The organism is Micromonospora sp. NBC_01739 (assembly GCF_035920385.1).
Classification (GTDB): Bacteria; Actinomycetota; Actinomycetes; order Mycobacteriales; family Micromonosporaceae; genus Micromonospora.
Genome location: NZ_CP109151.1, coordinates 1,202,787 through 1,226,155, shown reverse-complemented (window position 1 = coordinate 1,226,155; position 23,369 = coordinate 1,202,787). Strand labels below are relative to the sequence as shown.

Below are 23,369 nucleotides of genomic sequence, written 5' to 3'. Positions count from 1 at the left end.
GCCTCCCGGGTCAGGTGGTGGGCACCAGCAGAGCGACGGGATATGTGGCCAACAGGTCCGCGAGTCGGACCCGTCCATCACTGTAGACCTGACCGGTGAACAGGCACGACATCTGATTAACGGGTAGTGACAGGGTGGTGTCGCGCCAGCCGCCCTCGGCGGCCAGGCGCAGCGGCAGGCGGGTGGCGACGGCCACCGCGCCGCCCCGGTCGAAGGCCACGGCGTGTCGGGCGGCCGGGCCGTGCACGAGCATCGGCTGGTAGTCGCCGAACAGTTCCGGGCGGTCCTGGCGGGCCCGCAGGGTGCGGGACACCACGAGCAGCTTGGCCGCGCCGGTGTCGTCCACCGCCGGCTGCCAGCCGGCGTCTAGCCGGGCCAGCAGTTCCCGGCGTACGGCGAAGTCGACCGGGCGGCGGTTGTCCGGGTCCACCAGGGAGTTGTCCCACAACTCGGTGCCCTGGTAGGTGTCCGGCACCCCGGGCATGGCGAGTTGGATCAGCTTCTGCCCCAGCGAGTTGGACCAGCCGGCCGGGGTGATCTCGGCGGCGAAGGCGGCCAGCTCCGACGCGACGGCCGGGTCGTCGTACATGGCGTCGACGAGGGCGTGCATGGCCTGCTCGAAGGCCGGGTCGGGGTCGGTCCAACCGGTCGAGGCCGCGGCCTCCCGGGCGGCCTTCTCGGCGTACGCGTGCAGACGCTCACGCTCGATGGGCCAGGCACCGACGGCGGTCTGCCACAGCAGGTGGGCCAGGGCGGTGTCCGGCAACGGCACGGCCGCCATCCAGCCGGTGACCAGCTGTGCCCAGCGCTGCGGCAGCTCGGCCAGGACGGCCAGCCGGGCCCGGACGTCCTCGCCGCGTTTGGTGTCGTGGGTCGACAGGGTGGTCATGCTGGTCGGCCAGCGGTCGTGCCGGGCGACGGCGAAGCGGTGGAACCGGCCGGGCAGGGTGCCGAAGTGGGTGGGGCTGCCGCCGACCTCGTTGAGGGCCACGAACCGGGTCCACCGGTAGTAGGCGGTGTCCTCCACCCCCTTGGCCATCACCGCGCCGGTGAACTGGGGGAAGCGGCGGGCCAGTTCGTCGTCGGGGTCCCGCAGCCGCCGGGTGACCGCGTCCAGGGCCCCGGTCAGGTCGGTGCGGCGGCGGCCGGCTTCGGCGCGGGCGTTGGCCAGGTGGCGTACCCCGTCGGGCGGGTAGCCGCGGTAGACCGGGAAGGCGGCGGCCAACTCGGCCAGGGCGGCGCGGGCGGCGTCGGGGTCCACCTCGGGGGCTAGGGCGGCCAGTCGGGTCAGCTCGGCGGCCAGCAGTCGGGTGGCGGCGCCGAGTTTGGTGTCGTGGGTCAGGTCGGCCCAGGAGGTGGCCCGGCCGGTCAGCCGGGTGTCCAGGGCGGTGAAGTCGGCTTCGGCGTCGCCGTCGACGAAGAGTCCGCAGACCGCCGCCAGGGCGTCGTAGCCGGTGGTGCCGTCGACCGGCCAGCCGGGCAGTTCCTCGCCGTACTCCAGGATCTTCTCCACGATCAGCCAGACCTCGGGGGCGGCCTCGCGCAACCGGGCCAGGTATGCGGCGGGGTCGCGCAGCCCGTCGGGGTGGTCCACCCGGATGCCGTCGATCTCGCCGGCCGCCGCCCAGGCCAGGATCAGCTCGTGGGTGGCGGCGAACACCGCCGGGTCCTCCACCCGCAGCCCGGCCAGGCTGGAGACGGCGAAGAACCGGCGGTACGTCAGCTCGGGGTCGCCGCGCCGCCAGGAGACCAGTTCGTAGTGCTGCCGGTCGTGCACCTGACGAGGGCTGCCGTCGCCGGTGCCGTCGGCGATCGGGAAGCGGTGCTCGTGGTAGCGCAGTTCCCCGTCGACGATCGTGAGGTCATCAAGCGCGTCGGGGTCCTCGGCGAGCACCGGCAGCAGCAGCCGGCCCCGCGCCCAGTCGATGTCGAACCAGTCCGCGTACGCCGAGTCGCGTCCCCGACGCAGCACGTCCCACCAGGCCGGGTTGGCGGCCGGTACGGCTACCCCTACGTGGTTGGGCACGATGTCCACGACCAGGCCCAGCCCGACGGAACGCAGCGCCCGCAGCAGCCGTTGCCGGGCGGGTTCGCCCCCGAGTTCCGGGTTGACCTGACGGTGGTCGACCACGTCGTAGCCGTGGGTGCTGCCCGGCGCGGCGGTCAGCAGCGGTGCGCTGTAGAGGTGGGTGACGCCGAGGTCGGCGAGGTAGCCGGCGAGGCCGGCGGTGGCGTCCAGATCGAAGTCGGGGCGCACCTGCACCCGGTAGGTGGCGCCGAGGGGCTTCGCGGTCATCTCAGGCGACCCTCTCCAGCACCACCAGGGACCGGTCCGGTACGCAGATCGTCGCGCCGGCCTCGACGGTGGTGCCCTTGTCCTGGTCAGGTTCGGCGGTGCTGATGACCAACTCCCACCGCTGGCCGAACTCGGCCGGCGGTGTGGTGAAGTCCAGTGGTGCGTCGTGGGCGTTGAAGCAGAGCCAGAAGGAGGCGTCGTGGTGACGTTGGCCGTACTGGCCGCGTTCCCGGATGCCGTCGCCGTTGACGAACAACGCCACCGAGCGGCCGAAGTCGTTGCCCCAGTCCTGGCCGGTCATCTCCCGCCCGTCCGGGGTGTACCAGGCCAGGTCGGGCAGGGGTTCGTCGACCTCCCGGCCGCGTACCGGCAGGCCGGTGAAGAAGCGGCGGCGCTGGAACACCTGGTGTCGGCGGCGGAAGGCGACCAGTCGGCGGGTGAAGCCGAGCAGGTCGTGGTCGATGTTCTCCCAGTCGACCCAGGCCAGCTCGCTGTCCTGGCAGTAGGCGTTGTTGTTGCCGCGCTGGGTACGGCCCAACTCGTCGCCGTGGCCGATCATCGGCACCCCCTGGGACAGCAGCAGGGTGGCGATGAAGTTGCGCCGCTGCTTGGCCCGCAGGGCCAGCACCCCGGGGTCGGCGGTGTCGCCCTCGACCCCGCAGTTCCAGGACCGGTTGTGGCTCTCCCCGTCCCGGTTCTCCTCGCCGTTGGCCTCGTTGTGTTTGTCGTTGTACGAGACCAGGTCGGTGAGGGTGAACCCGTCGTGGCAGGTGACGAAGTTGATGCTGTGGAAGGGGCGGCGCCCGTCGTCCTGGTAGAGGTCGGCGGAGCCGCAGATGCGGGAGGCGAACTCGGCCAGGGTGGCCGGTTCGCCGCGCCAGAAGTCGCGGACGGTGTCCCGGTACTTGCCGTTCCACTCCGTCCACTGGGGCGGGAAGTTGCCCACCTGGTAGCCACCGGGGCCGACGTCCCAGGGCTCGGCGATCAGTTTGACCCGGCCGACCACCGGGTCCTGCTGCACCACCTCGAAGAAGGTGGAGAGCCGGTCCACCTCGTAGAACTCGCGGGCCAGGGTGGCGGCCAGGTCGAAGCGGAACCCGTCGACATGCATCTCGGTCACCCAGTACCGCAACGAATCCATGATCAGTTGCAGGGAGTGCGGGCTGCGGACGTTCAGGCTGTTGCCGGTGCCGGTGTAGTCGACGTAGTGGCGACGATCGGACTCGCTCAGCCGGTAGTAGCTGGGGTTGTCGACCCCCTTGAAGCTCAGCGTCGGGCCCAGGTGGTTGCCCTCGGCGGTGTGGTTGTAGACCACGTCGAGGATCACCTCGATGCCGGCGGCGTGCAGGGCCTTCACCATGCCCCGGAACTCCTGCACCTGCTGGCCCAGGTGGCCCAGGGCGGAGTAGCCGTGGTGCGGGGCGAAGAAGCCGATGGTGTTGTAGCCCCAGTAGTTGCGCAGCCCCTCATCGGCCAGGCGGTGGTCGTGGACGAACTGGTGCACCGGCATCAACTCGATGGCGGTCACGCCCAGCCGGGTCAGGTGCTCGATCATCGGGGGTGAGGCGATGCCGGCGTAGGTGCCGCGCAGTTCCTGGGGGATGCCGGGCAGCCGCATGGTCAGCCCGCGTACGTGCGCCTCGTAGATGACCGAGCGGTGGTACGGGATGCGCGGCGGGGCGTCGTTGCCCCAGTCGAAGTACGGGTTCACCACCACCGACTTCGGCATGAAGGGCGCCGAGTCGGTCTCGCTCATCCGCTCCGGTTCACCGAGGGTGTAGTCGTACACCGCCGGGTCCCACTGCACGTCGGAGTCGATCGCCTTGGCGTACGGGTCGATGAGCAGCTTGTGGGGGTTGCAGCGCAACCCGTTGGCGGGGTCGTACGGGCCGTGCACCCGGTAGCCGTACCGCTGCCCCGGTCCGAGGCCGGGGATGTAGGCGTGCCAGACGTACGCGTCGACCTCGCGCAGCTCGACCCGGCGCTCGTGGCCGACGTCCCACTCGTCGAAGAGGCAGAGTTCGATCCGCTCGGCTACCTCGGAGAAGATCGCGAAGTTGGTGCCCATCCCGTCGTAGGTCGCCCCGAGGGGGTACCGCTCGCCCGGCCAGACCTGCATGTCGCTCCTTAGGCAAGAATCATGAGCGCGCCCGCATCATGAACACACCCGTCCGGGGGACCCGGCGGGTGCGCGCCGGCGTAATGCCCCGCCCGGTCCGCCGCCAATCCATCCGATCGGATGAATGCCTGGTGGCCGTCCGACTGACCCTGGGTGAATCCGCATGGTGCCCTCAGTCACTGTGATCGTCCTCAAGGTGCGGAATCGGCAGAGATGACGTTTCCTTGTTGCGCGCGTCCAAAACCCACAGTTCGTTCTGTCGCCGCCACCGAAGTCGGCGCGTCCCTCCCTGCACGGACGGAGACTGATGTGACGACCCTGCGGATCGGCGGGCGTACCGCCACCGCCACGGACCGGTCCCACCGGCCCACCCTCATCTCACGAGCCCAGTTCCCGGCCCAGTCCGGCCCGGCCACACCGCCGCGCGGCCACCGCATCCTGATGCTGTCCTGGGAGTTCCCGCCGGTGCTCGTGGGTGGACTGGGTCGGCATGTGCACGCCCTGTCGGTGGCCCTGGTCGCCGCCGGGCACGAGGTCACCGTCGTCACCCGTCACGCCGAGGGCGCGCCGCTGGAGGAGTACGTCGACGGGGTGCGGGTGGTCCGCGCCGCCGAGGACCCGGTGACCTTTCCGCTGGCCACCGAGAGCCTGCTGGCCTGGACGATGGCGTTCAACCACACCCTCACCCGTGCCGCCCTGCGGGCCGCCCAGACCGGCGGGTACGACGTCATCCACGCCCACGACTGGCTGGTCGCGCACACCGCGATGACCCTGCGCGATCACCTCGACCTGCCGCTGGTCAGCACCATCCACGCCACCGAGGCGGGTCGGCACCAGGGCTGGTTGCCCGGCGAGATGAACCGCACCATCCACGGGGTCGAGCAGTGGCTCGGCAGCGAGTCCACCCGGGTGGTGGTCTGCTCCGGTTACATGCGCGAGGAGGTGACCGGCCTGTTCGGGGTGCCGGCCGGTCGGGTCGACGTGGTGCCCAACGGGGTGGAGCCGCACCGCTGGCGGGTACCGGCCAGCGCGGTGGCGCAGGCCCGGGCCCGGTTCGCCGGGGAGGGTCCACTGGTCACCTTCGCCGGCCGACTGGTGTACGAGAAGGGGGTGCAGCACCTGCTCGCCGGGCTGCCCCGGCTGCGGGAGCGGCACCCCGGGCTGCGCGCGGTGATCGTCGGCGACGGCCCCTACCGGGGTGAGTTGGAGGCCGACGTGCACCGGCTGGGTCTGGCCGACACGGTGAGTCTGCCCGGGTTCCTCGGTGGGACGGACCTGCCGGCGGTGATGGCGGCCTCGGACTGCTTCGCGGTGCCCAGCATCTACGAGCCGTTCGGCATGGTCGCCCTGGAGGGGGCCGCCGCCGGTGCACCACTCGCGGTCGCCGAGACCGGCGGCCTCGCCGAGATCGTCGAGCCGGGCGTCACCGGAGTGACCTTCCGTCCACATGACCCGCAGGCGTTGACCGACGCGGTGCACGGCCTGCTGGCCGACCCCGAGCACGCCCGGACCCTGGCTCGACGGGCCCGGGTGATGGTGCACGAGCAGTACGGGTGGGCGGCGATCGCCAGCCGCACCGCCTCCGCGTACGCCTCGGCCATCGCCCAGGCCCCCACGGTCGCCGCCGAACGCGCGGCGCAGCAGATGGCCCACGGTCGGCCACGCCCGTCGGTCCCGGAGGGCAACCTGCTCGCCGCCGCCGGCCTGCGCTGACCCCTCCCACCCGCCGGTCATCGCGCCTCCGGGGTTCCTGCCTCCGCGCGCCGCGCACTGCCTGCCGGCGACGTCGCTGCCTGCGGCGTCGCCGGCCACGGGCGATCGCCGTCTCTGGCGTCACCGGCCGTGGGGTTGCCATTTGCGGTGTCGCCGGCCATGGGGTTGCCGTCTGTGGCGTCGCCCTGCGGCCATGGCGGTGCCGAGGGTGATGTGGCGGGCGGGAGTAGGAACTCCCCTGCTCCCCCTTTGCTCTGCTTCAACCCACGCAACGGCCCTTGAGCTGCATGGATTCGGCGGACGGGCGCGGGCGGTGACGCCACCACCGACACGGTCGGTGACCTGTGCGTGGGTTGAAGCAGAGCAAAGGGGACGGAGGTGGGGTGGTTGGGCGGCGGCGCCGGTACGGACGGTAACGGCGTCGGGGCTGAGGGCGGGACGGCTTCACGGCACGGGCGTCGATGCGGGGTTGCGGCAGGGTGCGGTCAGCGGGGACTCGGTGGCCGTGAGGGCGGCCTCGGGGCCGTTCGGGTAGCCGAAACTGTCGTTACGATCTTGCATCCGCACTGGTCAACGGTCGTTCACATCCGACAGACTCGCGTACATCCAGCGGGGGCGGGTCGAGGAGGATGCAAGTGCGGGTGCTCCTGGTGGAAGACGATCTGCGCGTATCGGCGGGGCTGGCCTCGGCGCTGCGACGACGGGGGCACGAGGTGGTGCAGGCGCTCACGGCCGCCGAGGCGGCCGAGGCCGAGCCGGTCGATCTCATTCTGCTCGACATGAATCTGCCCGACCGGGACGGTCTGGAGGTGTGTCGGCGCATCCGTCAGCACAACGAGGAGGTCGCGATCATCGCGGTCACCGCCCGGGCCGAGGAACACGACCGGGTGGCCGGGCTGCGCGCCGGTGCCGACGACTACGTGGTGAAGCCGTTCTCGATGGTGGAGTTGCAGGCCCGCATCGACGCGGTGATGCGCCGGACCAGCCGTACCGTGCGGGCCACGACCGCCCTTCAGGTGGGTCCGCTGCGCATCGATGTCGACGCCCGCCGGGTCTGGATCGACAAGCGCGAGATCGCGCTGTCCCGCAAGGAGTTCGATCTGCTGGTGGCGCTGGCCCGGCAGGCCGGCACGGTGGTGCCCCGGGACCGGTTGCAGTTGGAGGTGTGGCAGACCACCTGGGCCACCCGGCACAACCTGGACGTCCATGTGGCAGCTCTGCGGGGCAAACTGGTCGACGCCGGACTGGTGGAAACCGTACGGGGGGTCGGATATCGGCTGCGGGTCGACTGAGCCGAGGGTGGCCGCTGCCGCCAACCTCAGATCATCCTCAAGATTCCCAGCCTCCTACCCCGCGACAGGCCCACGGCGGGTGTGCTGTTCGACACCCAGCCATACCTCCTGTTTGGAGATCCTTTTGAGATACAGACGGACAAGGGCCGGTGTCTACTCCAGCCTGCTCGCCGCCGTTCTCGCGGTGACGGCGTTGCCCGCCCAGGCGCACGGCCAGTCGGCCGGCACCGCTGTTCAGACCCAGGCGGAGCCGAACCAGGTTCAGAACGTGAGCGTCGTCCAGGGCGACGGTTACGCCACCCTGGCCTGGACCCACGTCGACGGAGCCACCGACTACCAGATCGAGCGGACGCCCGTCGCAGAGGATGGCACCGCGACCGGCAACGGCACGATCGTCGGCCTCTGGCGGCCGAACCGCCAGATCAACAACGACAAGCCGACCTTCGCCGACGCCGGGTTCGTTCCCGGTGACCGCTTCCAGTGGCGGGTGCGGGCGCGGTTCGGCACCGAGGCGCAGCCGTACTCGGCCGCGGTCACCGCTACCACCAAGCCGCACTGGGGCGACCCGAACATCCCGGGTCAGAACCTGCGGACCCAGTGGGAGGAGACCCTCGGCGCGCAGTACACCAGCGACGTCAACGAGTACGCGTACACCGCGGCCATCGACGAGCTGAGCGACCGGGTGCGCGTGACGGAGATCGGCCGCACCGTCCACAACCGGCCGATCAACATGTTCATCATCGGCTACCCGAAGCCGCCGGCGACCCCGGAGGCCGTGGCCGCGACCAGCCCGCTGGTCGTCAACTGCAACGTGCACGGCAACGAGCCGGGCGACCGTGAGGCGTGCTTCATCATGGCGCGCCAGCTGGCCTTCACCCAGGACCGGAGCACGCTCGACCTGCTGTCGAAGACCACCGTACTGATCGTCCCGACGATCAACGGGGACGGCCGGGCGGCCAACAGCCGGGGCAACTCCACCGGTCAGGACCTCAACCGGGACCACTCGCTGATCCGTCAGCCGGAGACCCAGGCCTTCGCGGAGATGGTCCGCGACTACCGGCCGATCGCCGGCTACGACGGCCACGAGTACGGCAACAGCAACACCGGTGACCTGCCGATGCTGTCGCCGCGGCACGCCAACGTGGCCCAGGGCATCTTCGACGAGTCGCAGGACATGATCGAAGGCCACATGTACACCGAGGGCGCCAAGGACGGCTGGTGGGCCTGCCCGTACGGCTGCACCGCCGGTGCCACCGTCGGTCTGGGTCAGGAGACCATCCTGCGCAACACCCTCGGCCTGAAGAACGTGGTCAACTCGCTGCTGGAGCTGCGCAGCTCCGGTGGCCCCACCCGGCCGGGCGAGACCAACACCGCCACCAACCGCCGCCGCAAGACCTACTCGGGGCTCTGGACCTTCAACCAGTTCTTCCAGTACCACGGGGCGGCCCTCAAGGACCTCAACAAGGCTCGGGCCGACGCGATCAAGTTCCAGTCCGCGAACACCGGACCGATCGTCCTCGAGGGCTCCCGGGAGATCAAGGCGTACCCCGCCCCGCACCCGGGTGAGGCTCCGCCGCCGGTCGACGCTCCGCGCGAGGAGAACATCCTCAAGCACGCGCCGTGCGCGTACAAGCTCACCGAGGAGCAGTACAACGGTGCCCGCACCGACGGTCCGGGCGGCCAGGGCACCACGGTGGCCCAGCGGCTCGCCGCGCACGGCTGGAAGGTCATCAAGACCGCCGACGGTTACATCGTTCCGCTGTCCCAGCCGCAGCGGGGCCTGGTGCCGCTACTGCTCGACGAGCAGGCCGTCGCCGGCCTGGTCGCCGGCGAGCGGATCATGCCGACCGTGACCGGTACCCGCAAGGGTGCGCTGACGGTTTCCGGTGTCACCTGCATCGCCGACGCCACCGTGCGGGGCGCGATCACGGTGAAGAAGGGTGCCACGCTCATCGCCACCGGCAGCACGATCAACGGTCTGGTCCACGCTGACCGCGCGGCCGGGTTCGTGCTGACCGACAGCAAGGTCAACGCGATGGTCAACGTGCTCAACACCGCCGGCCCGGTCATCATGGTCGGCAACAAGATCAACGGCTCGGTGCTGGTGCACGGCACCAAGGCCAGCGGCCCGGCCAACGTGGCCAACGGCGTCATCGGGGCGCCGCTGGTGGCGGGCAACAACCTCACCGGTCTGCTGACCTGCACCAGCAACGCCGTCACGCCGGTGAACATGGAGACCCCCAACACCGTTCGGGGCTTCAAGATCGGCCAGTGCGCTCGCCTCTGAGCCGCTGACCGTCAACTGGTAACAGACGTACCGGCAGGCCGGTTCCGCGCCCGGCCTGCCGGTACACCAAGTGCGGAGTGGAGAACACCGTGACCGACGTCTTCCTCGACACCATGAGGCCGACACCACGGCGGGTCCGACGGGCCGGCCCGGCCACCGGGTTGGCTCTGGCCACGCTGCTGGCGGTCACGGGGTGCACCGGTGACAACGCGACGGGCGACGACGGGATCACGCCCGTCGCGTTCACCCTCACCGGTCCACTCTGCGCCGAGCTGCCGGCGGGCGCCGAGCCGGGGAACCCGGAATCGCTCGCCGGCATGCCCGCCGACCAGGCCGTGCAGTGGATTCCCGTGCTGACCACCTTCGACGCGGCGGTCCGGGCCACCGGCCTGGCCGGCGAGCTGACCGGGGTGACCGTGTTGGCGCCCACCGACGACGCGTTCGCGGAGAAGTTCTCCCGGACCAACCTCGACGAACTGCTGCTGCACGACACCGACGAGCTACGTGAGTTGCTGCGCGAGCACCTGGTGACCGGGCCGATGTCGGTCTCCGAGATGGTCGCCGCCGGCACCGTGCGGACCCTCGCCGAGGGCGAACTCACCGTCACCGCTCAGGGTTCGGGGGCCCGGTTCGGCACCGAGGCGGAGACCCTGTGTGCCGACTACCAGGCGACGAACGCCCGAATCCATGTCATCGACCACGTCCTCGGGTCCCTGCCCACCACGGCCGGCGGCGAGGACGATCATCCGTACCACTAGCCCGCGGGGCAAAACCCCCTCCTCGCGGACCACGACGGCCGCCGACCCCGGATCGGGGCGGCGGCCGTCGTGTTGTGTCGTCGCTTGTTAAGAAGGGGCCCCTTCTCTACGCCAGGCGTTAAGAAGGGGCCCTTCCTTACCGGTCAGCGGTTGTCGAGCGGGAGGTAGTCGCGTTCGGTGGCGCCGGTGTAGACCTGGCGCGGCCGACCGATCTTGGTCTCCGGGTCGTTGATCATCTCGCGCCACTGGGCGATCCAGCCGGGCAGCCGGCCCAGGGCGAACAGCACGGTGAACATCTTCGTCGGGAAGCCCATGGCCTTGTAGATCAGGCCGGTGTAGAAGTCCACGTTCGGGTAGAGGCGCCGGGAGACGAAGAAGTCGTCGGCCAGGGCGATCTCCTCCAGCTGCATCGCGATGTCCAGCAGCGGGTCGGGCTTGGCCATCCGGCCGAGCACGTCCTGGGCGGCCTTCTTCACGATCGCGGCCCGCGGGTCGTAGTTCTTGTAGACCCGGTGGCCGAAGCCCATCAGCTTGACGCCGTCCTGCTTGTCCTTGACCTTGCGGACGAAGGACTGCACGTCACCGCCGTCGGCCTGGATGCGCTCCAGCATCTCCAGTACGGCCTGGTTGGCACCGCCGTGCAGCGGGCCGAACAGGGCGTTGACCCCGGCGGAGACCGAGGCGAACAGGTTGGCGTTGCTGGAACCGACCAGGCGTACGGTCGAGGTGGAGCAGTTCTGCTCGTGGTCGGCGTGCAGGATGAAGAGCATGTCCAGCACCCGGGCCATCACCGGGTCGACCTCGTACGGCTCGGCCGGCACCCCGAAGGTCATCCGCAGGAAGTTCTCCACGTAGCCCAGCGAGTTGTCCGGGTACAGCAGCGGCTGCCCGATGGACTTCTTGTAGGCGTACGAGGCGATGGTCGGGACCTTCGCCATCAGCCGCACGGTGGACATCTCCACGTGCTGGGCGTCGAAGGGGTCCAGGCTGTCCTGGTAGAAGGTGGAGATGGCGCTCACCGCGGAGGAGAGCACCGCCATCGGGTGGGCGTCCCGGGGGAAGCCGTCGAAGAACCGGCGCATCTCCTCGTGCAGCAGCGAGTGCCGCCGGATCCGCTCGCTGAACTCGGTAAGCTGCGCGCTGGTCGGCAGCTCACCGTAGATCAGCAGGTAGGAGACCTCCAGGAAGGAGCTCTTCTCGGCCAGCTGCTCGATCGGGTAACCCCGATAACGCAGGATGCCCGCATCCCCGTCGATGTAGGTGATCGCGGACGAGCAGGCGGCGGTGTTGACGAAACCGGGATCGTACGTCGTCAGTCCGGTTTCCTTCAGGAGCTTGCCCACACCGATGCCGGCGGGGCCCTCGACCGCGGAATGTACCGGCATCGACAGCTGCCCGCCGGAGTGATCGAGCTTGACTTCCGTCATGTGTTTCCTCGCTTCGCCGGCAGATCTACGTTGAATTGCCTTCGCTTCTACCGTAATTGCGGTTGCGACAACACCGCTCGCCGTGGTTCTGCGGTGAGGTATGCGTCACCCGTTTCCCGAGCGGCCGGCAGGGAAACCCCGACGATCGGGACAGAAAGGAACGCAGAGCGCCTCTGAGACGGAAATCGGCGGCCGAAAAAACACTGTTCGGGAACTCAGTCAAGACCCGTTTGGCCAGCTCCGACGGTTCAGGAGATGGCTAGCTGCCGGAGGGTGCCGGCCGGATCGAACAGGTACAGATCCAACTGATTCGCCCCGGCCCGGAAAAAACGGTCGTCGGCGAGCAGGGCGGCGAAGCGCCTGCCTCCCGGATCGGGGGCGACCACCGGCACCACCGAGGCCACCGTGCCGTTGACGGCCACCGCCAGCAGGGTGCCGTCAGGCACCTGTTCGGGCAGGGTGCCCCAGATCAGCGCCGGCAGTTCGCCACTGTCCGGGTCGACCGCCCGGAAGCCGTCCTGACCGGCCAGGCGTACGGTGCCGCCCATCGGGGCCTCGCCCACGGCGGTGCCGACCAACGGATGCGGGGCCGGCGGGGGCAGGGGGTCCGGCACCCCTGCGGGCAGGGTGAGCGGTTCGGCCGGCTGGTCGTAGAACACCTTGGCCTCGGCGCGCGGCGCCTGGCGGGCGGAGCGGCCGTCTACCGACCAGGGCAGCGAGATGGCGGCCTCCTCGGCGACCGTGGGCAGCAGGTCGACATGCTCCCAGTTGCGGTCGTCGACCCGGCCGGCGCGCTGCCCCGGGGTCTTGAGGAACATCGGTACCCAGGCCACCTCGTTCGGGGCGGCCCGGATCGAGTCCAGGCCCCGCCCCTGCACCCCCTTGGTGAAGCTGACCCCGTGGTCGGCGGTCACCACCACCAGGGCCTGATCCCACAGGCCGCTCTCGCGCAGCTTCCGCAGGGTCTCGCCGATCAACCGGTCGGTGTAGCCGAGCTGCGCCAGATGACGGGCCCGGGCCAGGTCCACCCAGCCCTCGCCCTCGTTGGGGAACTCCTGTGGAGCGTGATACCGGGCCCCGGAGGGCAGGTACGCCCACGGCGAGTGCGGCATGAGCAGGTGCAGGAAGTGCAGGGTGGGGCGGGCGCTCGGGGTCAGACCGTTGAGGAAGCTGGTGAACCGGGCCGGCTGGTGGACGTTCAGGCTGTCCCAGCGGAACTTCGGATCGTCCGGCACCGGTTCGGCGGAGTCGATGCCCACTTCCTCGGCGGTGCGTTCCCGGTAGGAGTTCTCCGGGTCGATCCGGCTGTCCCGCGGGGCGGTCACCTGACCCAGCAACCGGCCGGTCTCCCGGACCAGCACCCCCAGGCCCTGCTCCGGCAGGACCGGCTGCTCACAGCGGCTGGGCGGGCAGAGCCGGGTGATGCTCTCCTCGGCGCGGATGTCGTACAGGCCGCCGAAGGCGGTGAACAGGTTGTCCGGGTAGTGCGAGTAGTGCGGGGCGGACGGCTGGGCCGGGTAGCGGCCGGTCAGCATGGCCGGCAGCGCGTACGGGGTCCAGCCGCTCACCCCGGTCGCGTTGCGGTACCAGGTGGAGGCGGCGGCCAACTCGGCGAAGTGCGGGAACCGGGCGGCGTCGATCCCGCCGTCCGGGCCGAGCAGGGAGACCAGCGGCAGCTCGTCGAGGACCAGCATGACCACCGGCGGGTGCAGGTTGCCGGTGGCGGTGCCGGCCGCGCCGCCCTCACCCCGGGGCAGCACCACCGGCCCGGTCGGTGAGGCGAACAGGAACAGCCCGACGAAGATCAGCGGACCGATGCCGGCCACCCGCAGCATGCGGCTCGGGACCCGCCACCGGCGATGGGCGTACGCCCCGGCGGCACCGACCACCCCGGCCAGCACCAGCAGGGGTACGCCCCGCAGGGGGGTCAGCTGCCGGCCGACCTGCACCGCCAGGGCGGCGACCAGCAGGCCCACCAGCACGGAGTGGGTGGCCGTGCGGACCCGCAGACCGAACACTCCGCTGACCAGGCCGAGCAGCCCGACCGCCATGGTGGGCAGCACCGCGATCAGGGCCACCAGCAGCAGGATCTCCCGGCGGTCGGCGCGGTGGAACAGGAAGAAGTCCGGGCTGCGACCGAGCACGTCCAGCAGCGGCTGGGTGATCACCAGGCCGAGCAGGGCCGCGACCTCCACCATCCGAGCGACCTCGCTCCGCCAGCCGCCCCACCCCCACCACCGGCGGGCTCGCGCCTCGGTGCCGGGCTGGTCAGCCACCCAGGGCCACCTGGTACAGGGTGCGGGTGCCCGAGGGCAGCTCCAGCCGGTCGGTGACGGTGCCGTGCGCGGCCAGCAGGGCCTCGAAGGCCTCCCGCCGGTAGTCCGGGAAGAGTCCGTCGGGTTTGTTGGCCAGCAGCCGGCGGGCCATCGGGTCCTGCGGGTGGACGAACTCCACCACCAGCCGCCCGTCCGGGGCGGCCAGGGCGGTCAGGCACTCCACCACCTGTGGCAACGGCACGTTACGGCCGATCGCCAGGTGGTGCACCAGGGCCAGGGCCAGGACGGTGTCCGCGCGGGTGCGGGCGGCGAAGGAGGCCCGTTCGACCCCCCGCCAGCCGCCGCCGGGCGACGGGTCGGCCAGGTCCATCACCAGTGGCAGCACCCGACCCTCCCCCTCCTCCCGCAGGGTGCGGTAGAGCCGGTCCACCACGGCCGGGTCCTGTTCCACCGCCACGACGTAGTCGGCGTGTGCGGCGGCGATCCGGGAGTACCGGCCGTCGTTGGCACCCAGGTCGAGCACGAGTCGCCGCCGGGTGGCGCCGGTCAGGGCGGCCGTGACGAACCCTTCCTTGGCCGCCCGGTCGGCCTCGGAGTAGCCGCAGGTGCGCTGGTAGTCGACCCAGTGGCTGGTCGGCGGCGAGTGATCCAGGCGCCGGACCAGCTTCTCCATGCCGCGTACGGTGGCCAGGGCCAGCTCCCGGCCGTACCCGGCGTCGCGCAGTTGGGCGCGGACGTCAGTGGTGGTCCGGGCGGCGTTGCGGCGTTGCACGCTGCCGTGCAGGTGCACATGGGTGAACACCCCGGGCAGCAGGCGGCGCACCCCACGGAACAGCCGACCCATCTGGTCCGGTGCTATGCCGTCGACCTGGGCCCGCAGCCAGGGCTGGAAGTCGACCCCCAGGTGGGCGGTGAGCAGCAGCGGGTAGAGCAGGGTCTGGCAGAACTGCCGGTAGCCGGCCCAGGGCTCCCCCTCGACCAGCGGGGCGAACGATCCCACGTCGATGAAGACCGGTCGGGTGCCCCGCCATTGCAGGTTGTACGCCGAACCGTCCTTGGTGGTGAAGCCCGCCGGCAGGGCCGCCCGGAGGATCTCCAGGTGCAGCAGGGCGGCGTCACGCAGCATCGTGACGGACCACTCGTAGGGGTGGGAGACGAACGGAATGCGTTCGTGTCGCAGGACCGCCGCCCACCCCTGGGGGGCGCTCGCGCTCGGCAGCTCCTCGGTGCCGCAGACCTTGCCGTCGGCCATCAGGGCCGGGAAGAAGTCGGTGCCGCTCAGGGCCCGCCAGTGTCCCGCAGCGGTCTCGTCGAGCCCGCGCAACACCTGGACGCCGGCGTGGAAGACCTGGTTGGCCGGGTCCCGGAAGGAACCGGGCTCGGCCCGCAGCCCGGTGCCGGGCGGCGCGGAGGCGGTGCCGGGTCGGTCGGTGTCGGGCGGTGCGGGGTGGTGCAGGTGCGGGAGCGCCATGCCGATCAGCTCTGGTCGGTGGGCTGGCGGCGGAACCGGCTGACCAGTCTGCGCCAGTAGAGCTTGGCGGCCACCGCGACCCCGGCGACCCCGCCGATGACCGCCTGCACGATCAGGCTGCCGGATCCCGCGTCCAGGTAGGCCAAGTGGTTCACCGACCGCTCCTTCCCCTCGCCGTGTCGAATCGCCACCCCGACCAGGAAAGCTGACATTCAGGATTTATCTGGTCGAGCCGGACTTCTGCCACCGTACGCCGAGCTTCGCCGCCCTGTCGGGCAGAACGCCCACATCCCCTGTCCGTTTCGTTCAAGACGGTGACCACCGCTCGGTCGTAGCCTGCGGCCATGACCCCAGAACTGGATCTCATCGGCATCGTCAGCACGGACCTGGCCCGCAGCCTGGCCTTCTACCGCCGGCTGGGCCTCGACATCCCACCCGAGGCGGAACGGGAACCCCATGTGGAGGTACGGCTGCCCGGCGGTCTGCGCCTGGCCTGGGACGACCTGGACACCATCCGCTCCTTCGATCCGGACTGGACTCCCCCGGTCGGTGGCGCGCGGGTGGCCCTGGCCTTCCGCTGCGCCGACCCCGCCGAGGTGGACCGCTGGTACGCCGAACTCACCGCCGCCGGGGCCCACGGTCACCGGCCGCCCTGGGACGCGGTGTGGGGGCAGCGGTACGCGGTCGTGCACGACCCGGACGGCAACGCCGTCGACCTCTTCGCCCCACTCCCCACCCCCGAGGGGTGAGCAGCTGCCTTCCCCCGCGTGGGCCCGGTTCAGTCGGTGAGCAGGGCGGTGGGGGCCACACCGGCCAGGGCCCGCACCTCCCGGGTCAGGTGCGCCTGGTCGGCGTAGCCGGCCCGGGTGGCCACCTCGGCCAGGGACACCCCGGACCGGGCCAGGGCCAGGGCCCGGCGCATCCGCAGGATCCGGGCCAGGGTCTTCGGGCCGTACCCGTACAGGTGTCGGCTGTGTCGCAGCAGGCTGCGCGCGTCCAGGCCGACCCGGGCGGCGGTCTCGGCCACGGTGGCCCCGGCGGCCAGGGCGGCGGACACCCGCCGGCCCAGCGGATCCGGCCCACCGCAGGCCCGCAGTCGCCGCACCGCCTCCGCCACCAGGACCGCGCCCACCCCGGCAGCACCCGGGGTGCCGAGGCCGGCGGCGTCCGCTCCGCCCGGCGGTGACCCGGCGGGCCTCGACACGGCGGCGTCGGCGGCGCGGTCGGCCAGGGCCCTGGTCGCTCTGGCGCCCCAGAGGTCGGCGAGGGGCACCCGCCGGTCCCGCAGCTCCACGGCCGGGATCCCGAACACTGCCGGACCGACCCCGGGTGGCAGGCGCAGCCCGACCCAGTCCTCGGCCGGCGCGCTCTGGTTGAGGTAGGCGGTCCGGTCCGGCCCGGCGACCAGCAGTCCGGCCCGGCTGGACCAGAGCAGATCCAGGCAGCCGTCCGGGAGCACCCGCACGGGTCGCGGCTGTGCCGGGGCGGTGCTGCTCCACAACACTGCGCCGGCAACCCCGGCCGGACCTTCCCGGTACACGCCGTCAGTCTGCCCCGCCGAGGGTCGGGTTCGGCAGTCGGACGGTGAACACCGTACGGCCGGGTCGGCTGTCCAGGGCGACAGTGCCGTGGTGGGCGGCCACCACGGCGGCGACGATGGCCAGGCCCAGGCCGGTGCTGCCGTGGGTACGGGAGCGGGAGCTGTCCCCCCGGGCGAACCGTTCGAACACCTCGTCCCGCAGTTCGGGGGGAACCCCGGGGCCGTCGTCGGTGACACTGAGTTCGGCGGCCTCGCCGACCAGCCGCAGGCCGGTGGTGACCGTGCTGCCCGGCGGGGTGTGCACCCGGGCGTTGGCCAGCAGGTTGGTCAGCACCTGGTGCAGCCGGGCGGGATCACCCGGTACCCGGATGACCTGGTCGGGCAGGTCGAGCTGCCAGCGGTGGTCCGGGCCGGCGACATGGGCGTCGCTGACCGCGTCGATGACCAGGGCGGTGAGGTCGACCGACTCCACCGCCAGGGGGCGGCCGGAGTCCAGCCGGGCCAGCAGCAGCAGGTCGTCGACGAGGTTGGTCATCCGGATACTCTCCGACTCCACCCGGCGCAGGGCGTGGGCCACGTCGGCCGGTACCCGGTCGTGGCCTCGGCGGGCCACCTCGGCGTAACCCCGGATCGCGGCCAGCGGGGTACGCAGTTCGTGGCTGGCGTCCGCGACGAACTGGCGTACCCGGGTCTCGCTGGCCTGACGGGCGGCCAGCGCGGCGGCGACATGCCCGAGCATCCGGTTCAGTGCGGCACCGACCTGCCCGACCTCGGTACGGGGATCGGTGTCGGCGGCCGGCACCCGCTCGGAGAGGGCCACCTCGCCGCGGTCCAGCCGCAGTTCGCTGACCCTACCGGCGGTGGCGGCCACCCGGCGCAGCGGACGCAGGGTGGCCCGGACGATCAGCGTGGCGGCGGTGCCGGCGACCAGCAGCCCGACGGCGGTGATCCCGGCCTGGGCCAGCACCAGCCATCCCACGGTCTCCTGGACCCCGGCCAGCGGTATCCCGAGCACCCGCACGGTGCCGGCGGTGGAGGTGCGGGCCACCAGCCGGTAGCTGCCCCGGTCGCCGAGGTCGCGGCTGTGCGCGCGGCCGTCGGCGGGCACCGTGGCCAGGGCGGCCACCTCCTCGACCGGTACCGCCTGCTCCTGCCGGTCGGCCAGGGTCCACGCCTCGGTTACCTGTCCGTCGACGATCCGGGCGTTGATGGTGCCGGGCGGGAATCCGCGCGGCACCCGAATCTCGGACCAGGCCGGGGTGCCCGGTCCGGGTTCCCCCGACGGCCCGCCGCGCATACCGGTCATCGGCAGCAGTTGCTCGTCCACCCGGGAGATCAGGAACTCCCGCAGCGCCGCCGTGGTGATCCCGCCGATGGCCAGGCTGACCACGGCCAGCAGGGCCACCAGGGTGACCACCAGCCGGGTACGCAGGGACCAGCCCGCCAGCCAGCGCCGCAGCATCCCTCACTCCGCCGGTTTGAGCAGGTAGCCGGCGCCCCGCAGGGTGTGGATCATCGGCTGCCGACCGGCGTCGATCTTCTTGCGCAGGTACGAGATGTACAGCTCGACCACGTTGGCCTGGCCGCCGAAGTCGTAGTGCCACACCCGGTCGAGGATCTGCGCCTTGCTCAGCACTCGACGGGGATTGCGCATCAGGTACCGCAGCAGTTCGAACTCGGTGGCGGTCAGGGTGATCAGTTGGCCGTCCCGGCGGACCTCGTGGCTGTCCTCGTCCAGGGTCAGGTCCCCGACGGTCAGCACGGACTCCTGTTGGGCGGTGACGGCGAAGCCGGAGCGGCGCAGCAGGGCCCGCAGCCGGGCGATCACCTCCTCCAGGCTGAACGGCTTGGTCACATAGTCGTCCCCGCCCACGGTCAGCCCGGCGATGCGCTCCTCCACCGCGTCCCGGGCGGTCAGGAAGAGCACCGGCACCGACGGGTTGTCCGCACGCAGCCGGCGGAGCACCTCGAAACCGTCGAAGTCGGGCAGCATCACGTCGAGGATCACGGCGTCGGGCTGGAACTGTCGGGCCAGTCGGAGGGCATCCGTGCCGTCCCCGGCCGTCCGCACCTGCCAGCCCTCGTAGCGCAGGGCCATCGACAGCAGGTCGGTCAGGGTCGCCTCGTCGTCGACCACCAGCACCCGGACGGGTTCGCCGTCGGGCCGGCACAACGGCACCCGACCCGGCCCGTTCTCCCTCTCGGTCATCATGGCCTCATCGTGGTCCGGCACGCGGGAGGCGACCTGTGCGGATCCTGTGGGCCGGCTGTGGGTACGGGCGGCTCACTCGCTGGCCCCTACCGGGTCGGTGCGCACGAAACGCATCGTCCAGGCGGTTCCGTCGGGACGCTGGCGGGCGTACAGATGATCGGCGGCCGGGGTGGGCGCGGCCTCCGGGCGACGCAGCACCCACAACCGGGGCGGCGCACCGTCCGGACCGGCGGGTAGTTCCCGCACCAGGTCGTGGGCCGGGCCACCGACAAAGCGTACGGTCACCTCACTCATCACCCGTTCCCCTCCAGACTCCCTGGTATCGCGGCTCCCCGGCTCGCACGCTAACGCACTGACCGCCGACAGAAGCCGGTTTGCCCTGATCGGAGGTGGGGTACCGGTGCCCGAAGGCGGGTGCGGCAGCCGGGCAGGCACCCGGCGAAGGGCAAGGGGCGGTCGATGAGAACGCTGGACGGGCGGTACCGGCTCGAACAGCGCATCGGCGTCGGTGGGATGTCCGAGGTGTGGCGGGCCCACGACACGGTGCTGGACCGGCCGGTGGCGGTCAAACTGGTGTCACCGGACCAGCCGGACTCGTCGGTGGCACGCATCCAGGCCGAGGCCCGTTCCGCCGCCCGGCTGGTGCATCCCAACATCGCCAGCGTGCACGACTTCGGCACCTGCGCCACCATCCCCGGCCGGGAGACGCCGTACCTGGTGATGGAGCTGGTGCAGGGCGAGACCCTCGCCGCCCACCTGCGGGTCGCCCCGCTGGACTGGCGCATCGCGGCCCGGGTCTGCGCGGAGGTCAGCGCCGCCCTGGCCGCCGCGCACGCGCACGGCATCGTGCACCGTGACGTGAAGCCGGCCAACGTGATGCTCACCCCTTCCGGGGCCAAGGTGCTCGACTTCGGTATCGCCACCCCGGCCGGTGCCACCGAGACCATGCCGGAGGGCATGGTGGTCGGCACTCCGGCCTATCTGGCCCCGGAACAGCTGCGTCGGGCGCCCATCACCCCGGCGGCCGACATGTACGCCCTCGGGGTACTGCTCTACTGCTGCCTGACCGGGCGACTGCCGTACGCGGCCGACAGTGTCACCCAGTTGCTGGGGCCGGACCGGCGGCAGCCCCCGCAGCCCCTGCCGGAGGTGCCCGGGCTGCCCGCCGAGGTGGCCGACATCTGCCGGCGCTGCCTGGCCGAGGAGCCCTCCCGGCGGCCCAGCAGCCTGGTCACCGCGCTGCTGTTGGCCGAGGTGGTGGACGCCCGGGTGTACGTGCCGATGCACGAGCCGCTGCTACCTCGACAGCGCCCGGCACCGGTGAGCCCCTGGACGGAGCGGGCCGCCGCCGCGGCCACCGAGGCGGCCGTCGGGGTGCAGTGGAGCCGCCACGGCGACTGACCTCCCGGTTTCACCGGGTCCGGCTCGGGTAGCCGGGCGGTGAGTGACGGGAGGAACGCGATGAGTTCCTGGCTTAACGAGGTTGCCGCCGTGACCGCCGAGGGCGGCCACATCCACACCGACGACGAGGCGCTGTCCACCGCCCTGGCCTCACCACTGGCACGACACTGCACCGGGCTGACCCCCTCGCAGCTGCTGGCCGCCGCGTACGCGTCCTGCCTGCACCATGCCGCCGTGGAGGCGGCCGGCGGGATCACCGACGAGGCACACACCGTGCAGGTACGCGCGGAGGCGAAGCTGGGCCGCGACGACGACGGGCGGTACCGGGCCGACGTGCACGCCTCGATCTCCTCAGCCGGGCTGAGCCGCCAGCAGCTGGCGGAGCTGGTCGAGCACGCCGACCGGCTGTGGCCCTTCTCCCGCGAGGACGGCAGCCGACACCGGCTGACGGTCAGCCCGGCGGAGAACGGGCGGCATTAGGCGATCGGGTGTCGCAGCCGGTCCGGCCCGGACCGGCTGCGGACGGACACCTCCAGCGAGTGGGTCGGGGTGGCGGCTGGGCCGACCGCCCCATCAGTGGCTTCCGCAGGGCCGACAGCGGGGTGGGCCGTTCGGTGGAGGCGATCAGGGGGACCGTTCATTGACCCAAGATCACCTTTTCCGGGCAGTTGTTGGTGACATTACGGTCATTGCCGAAATAGCCGGTTGGCGCAATTTGTGAGCCACCGGAACGAATATGGAGTTTCACCCGGCCGTTAGCCGCAAATTGTGACGCATGCCATCAACCCACCCGATGCCAGCGCGCCCTGGGCTCTCTAACCTCGGCGAATGCACCCCGACGACGACATCGACCAGACGCTGCCCCCACAGCAACCGGCGAGCCTATCGGCCGACGGAGCATCATCCGAACGGGCCGGCAGGCACCGCGCCACCCTCCCGGGCATCCGGGCCCGGCTGGGTGGTACCCGGCTCCGGGTGGCCCTGGCCACCGGCCTGACCTGCTGCCTTGGGGCGACCGCGGTGGCGGTGGCGGCTGTCCGCGCAACCGACGAAGGCCCGCGGGCACAGGTCGCCGAGGCGGTGGCCGACCGGGCCCGGCTCGTCGAGGAGGGCCCGGCCTCCCGGTCCCTGGCACGCAGCCCCTCGCCCACCCCACCGGCCAGCCCCAGCCCTTCGGCCTCCCCCTCGGCCAAGCCGTCAGCCACCCCGAAGCCGAAGAAGACCACCGCCAAGCCGACCCGACCGCCCCGCCCCAAGCCGGTCGCCGGGCTCACCCAGGTGCAGATGGACAACGCCAAGGTGATCGTGGACGTCGGGGTCGAGATGAAGATCCCCCGCAAGGGCCTGGTCGTCGCCGTGGCCACCGCCATGCAGGAGAGCACCCTGCTCAACTACGCCAGCGGGGTGCTGCCGGAGTCCCAGAACTACCCCCACCAGGCCATCGGCTGGGACCACGACTCCGTCGGGCTGTTCCAGCAGCGTCCGAGTAGCGGCTGGGGCACCGTACGCGACCTGATGCGTCCCGCATACGCGTCCCGCGCCTTCTACGAGGCCCTGCTCCAGGTGCCCGGCTGGCAGCAGATGGCCGTGACCCTGGCGGCCCAGGCCGTGCAGGTCTCCGCGTACCCCTACGCCTACGCCCAGCACGAGCAGCGGGCGGAGACCATCGTCGCGGCGCTGCTCAGCTAGGCGCCGGTCAGGGCCGCTGCTTGGGCAGTACGACCACCCGGCCGAAGAACTCGTCGATGCGGTGCACCACATCGTTGAAGTCGTCGAGATCGATCGGCTTGGTGACGTACGCGTTGGCCTGCAAGGTGTAGCTGCTGATGATGTCGGTGTCGGCGTTGGAGGTGGTCAGCACGACGATCGGGATGCTGCGCAGGTCCGCGTCGCCCTTCACCTCGCCGAGCACCTGGCGCCCGTCCATCCGGGGCATGTTCAGGTCGAGCAGGATCACGTCCGGGCGGTGAGCCCCGCTGTGCCTACCCTCCCGGCGCAGGAACTCCATCGCCTCCTGGCCGTCGCCGACCACGTCGATGACCTTTTCGACGTCCGAGGTCGCCAACGCTTCCTCGATCATGAGCACATCACCCGGGTCGTCGTCCACGACGAGGATGCGAACCGGGTCATGGGTACGAGCGGCCATCATTACCTGCCTCAGGTCGGCGAGGACGGGATCGACGATCCCATACTGGCGGGAATCTAGCCCATTCCGGCACTGTCGTCCGGGCCCGGGTCGGCAGTACCGTACCCGAGCACATCGGCCAGTCCGGTCACCTTGAGCACCCGTTCCACCCGACCCCTGGCGCCGGTGATCCGCAGCCAGCCACCCTGCGCCGCGGCACGGTTGTCACCACGGACGAAGACCGCGATCCCGGTCGAGTCACAGAAGGTCAGGTCGGACAGATCGACCAGCAGGCGCCGCTGCCCCGCCGCGGCCAACCGGTCGATCGCCTCGTTGAGCTCCGGGGCACTGCTCATGTCGAGCTCACCGGCGAGACACAGGCGGGCCGGCCCTTCCGCGTCACGACCGGCGTACGTGACGGTCAACGTCACGGCAATCCCCTCTCGCCGCCT

At 71.3% G+C, this 23,369-nt stretch carries 20 protein-coding genes; 8 read left to right on the top strand and 12 right to left on the bottom strand.

From position 1 onward, the window contains the following. Positions 1 to 10: 10 nt before the first annotated feature. Positions 11 to 2,296: a malto-oligosyltrehalose synthase gene (gene treY, locus OIE53_RS05480; protein ID WP_327025470.1), complete on the bottom strand. Its 2,286-nt coding sequence runs from the start codon at positions 2,294 to 2,296 to the stop codon at positions 11 to 13. A gap of 1 nt (position 2,297) precedes the next feature. After that, complete coding sequence (gene glgX / locus OIE53_RS05475; RefSeq protein WP_327025469.1) at positions 2,298 to 4,415, bottom strand: glycogen debranching protein GlgX; 2,118 nt, start codon at positions 4,413 to 4,415, stop codon at positions 2,298 to 2,300. Between the two features lie 309 nt (positions 4,416 to 4,724). On the opposite strand from glgX, the gene OIE53_RS05470 reads away from it, so the two are divergent. The 4 genes from OIE53_RS05470 (at position 4,725) to OIE53_RS05455 (ending at position 10,465) form a co-directional block, all read left to right on the top strand. Beyond that, a complete protein-coding gene (locus OIE53_RS05470) occupies positions 4,725 to 6,128 on the top strand; it encodes a glycosyltransferase family 4 protein (RefSeq protein WP_327025468.1) in 1,404 nt (467 codons plus the stop codon). 635 nt (positions 6,129 to 6,763) lie between these two features. Next, on the top strand, positions 6,764 to 7,420 hold the full coding sequence (locus tag OIE53_RS05465) for a response regulator transcription factor (protein WP_393337747.1): 657 nt from the start codon (positions 6,764 to 6,766) through the stop codon (positions 7,418 to 7,420). A 124-nt stretch (positions 7,421 to 7,544) separates the two neighbouring features. Next, positions 7,545 to 9,707, top strand: coding sequence for a M14 family metallopeptidase (locus tag OIE53_RS05460; protein ID WP_327025466.1), 2,163 nt, complete (start codon positions 7,545 to 7,547; stop codon positions 9,705 to 9,707). Positions 9,708 to 9,796: 89 nt separating this feature from the next. Then, the gene (locus OIE53_RS05455) at positions 9,797 to 10,465 is read left to right on the top strand and encodes a fasciclin domain-containing protein (RefSeq protein WP_327025465.1); all 669 of its coding nucleotides are present in this window, start codon (positions 9,797 to 9,799) and stop codon (positions 10,463 to 10,465) included. 143 nt (positions 10,466 to 10,608) lie between these two features. Here the strand turns inward: OIE53_RS05455 and OIE53_RS05450 are convergent, their stop codons facing one another. The 4 genes from OIE53_RS05450 to OIE53_RS05435 form a co-directional block, all read right to left on the bottom strand. After that, positions 10,609 to 11,892, bottom strand: a complete 1,284-nt coding sequence (locus OIE53_RS05450; RefSeq protein WP_327025464.1) for a citrate synthase — start codon at positions 11,890 to 11,892, stop codon at positions 10,609 to 10,611. A gap of 248 nt (positions 11,893 to 12,140) precedes the next feature. Then, positions 12,141 to 14,168 carry a sulfatase-like hydrolase/transferase gene (locus OIE53_RS05445; protein ID WP_327025463.1) on the bottom strand — a complete coding sequence of 676 codons (2,028 nt, stop codon included), beginning with the start codon at positions 14,166 to 14,168 and terminating at the stop codon, positions 12,141 to 12,143. Continuing rightward, complete coding sequence (locus tag OIE53_RS05440; RefSeq protein ID WP_327025462.1) at positions 14,161 to 15,639, bottom strand: class I SAM-dependent methyltransferase; 1,479 nt, start codon at positions 15,637 to 15,639, stop codon at positions 14,161 to 14,163. Before OIE53_RS05440 ends, OIE53_RS05445 begins: the two co-directional genes overlap by 8 nt. Before the next feature lie 5 nt (positions 15,640 to 15,644). Continuing rightward, on the bottom strand, positions 15,645 to 15,794 hold the full coding sequence (locus tag OIE53_RS05435; RefSeq protein ID WP_171023063.1) for a hypothetical protein: 150 nt from the start codon (positions 15,792 to 15,794) through the stop codon (positions 15,645 to 15,647). A gap of 189 nt (positions 15,795 to 15,983) precedes the next feature. On the opposite strand from OIE53_RS05435, the gene OIE53_RS05430 reads away from it, so the two are divergent. Beyond that, entirely contained in the window at positions 15,984 to 16,388 is a 405-nt protein-coding gene (locus OIE53_RS05430) for a VOC family protein (protein ID WP_327025461.1), read from the top strand. Between the two features lie 29 nt (positions 16,389 to 16,417). Here OIE53_RS05430 and OIE53_RS05425 read toward each other — a convergent pair whose 3' ends face one another. From OIE53_RS05425 to OIE53_RS05410, 4 genes are all read right to left on the bottom strand, one after another. Next, complete coding sequence (locus OIE53_RS05425; protein WP_327025460.1) at positions 16,418 to 17,179, bottom strand: helix-turn-helix domain-containing protein; 762 nt, start codon at positions 17,177 to 17,179, stop codon at positions 16,418 to 16,420. A 4-nt stretch (positions 17,180 to 17,183) separates the two neighbouring features. Continuing rightward, positions 17,184 to 18,626, bottom strand: a complete 1,443-nt coding sequence (locus OIE53_RS05420) for a sensor histidine kinase (protein ID WP_327027091.1) — start codon at positions 18,624 to 18,626, stop codon at positions 17,184 to 17,186. Between the two features lie 18 nt (positions 18,627 to 18,644). Next, entirely contained in the window at positions 18,645 to 19,388 is a 744-nt protein-coding gene (locus tag OIE53_RS05415; RefSeq protein WP_393338512.1) for a response regulator transcription factor, read from the bottom strand. Between the two features lie 75 nt (positions 19,389 to 19,463). Further along, entirely contained in the window at positions 19,464 to 19,685 is a 222-nt protein-coding gene (locus tag OIE53_RS05410; protein WP_327025458.1) for a hypothetical protein, read from the bottom strand. Between the two features lie 165 nt (positions 19,686 to 19,850). On the opposite strand from OIE53_RS05410, the gene OIE53_RS05405 reads away from it, so the two are divergent. The 3 genes from OIE53_RS05405 (at position 19,851) to OIE53_RS05395 (ending at position 22,481) form a co-directional block, all read left to right on the top strand. Next, the gene (locus tag OIE53_RS05405) at positions 19,851 to 20,792 is read left to right on the top strand and encodes a serine/threonine-protein kinase (protein WP_327025457.1); all 942 of its coding nucleotides are present in this window, start codon (positions 19,851 to 19,853) and stop codon (positions 20,790 to 20,792) included. Between the two features lie 60 nt (positions 20,793 to 20,852). Continuing rightward, a complete protein-coding gene (locus OIE53_RS05400) occupies positions 20,853 to 21,272 on the top strand; it encodes an OsmC family protein (protein ID WP_327025456.1) in 420 nt (139 codons plus the stop codon). Positions 21,273 to 21,620: 348 nt separating this feature from the next. Beyond that, positions 21,621 to 22,481 carry a hypothetical protein gene (locus OIE53_RS05395; RefSeq protein ID WP_327025455.1) on the top strand — a complete coding sequence of 287 codons (861 nt, stop codon included), beginning with the start codon at positions 21,621 to 21,623 and terminating at the stop codon, positions 22,479 to 22,481. A 7-nt stretch (positions 22,482 to 22,488) separates the two neighbouring features. On the opposite strand, the gene OIE53_RS05390 is transcribed toward OIE53_RS05395, so the two are convergent. Together OIE53_RS05390 and OIE53_RS05385 are read right to left on the bottom strand one after the other, a co-directional pair. After that, positions 22,489 to 22,941: a response regulator gene (locus OIE53_RS05390; RefSeq protein WP_327025454.1), complete on the bottom strand. Its 453-nt coding sequence runs from the start codon at positions 22,939 to 22,941 to the stop codon at positions 22,489 to 22,491. Positions 22,942 to 22,994: 53 nt separating this feature from the next. Then, complete coding sequence (locus OIE53_RS05385) at positions 22,995 to 23,348, bottom strand: STAS domain-containing protein (RefSeq protein ID WP_327025453.1); 354 nt, start codon at positions 23,346 to 23,348, stop codon at positions 22,995 to 22,997. Between the last annotated feature and the right edge of the window lie 21 nt (positions 23,349 to 23,369).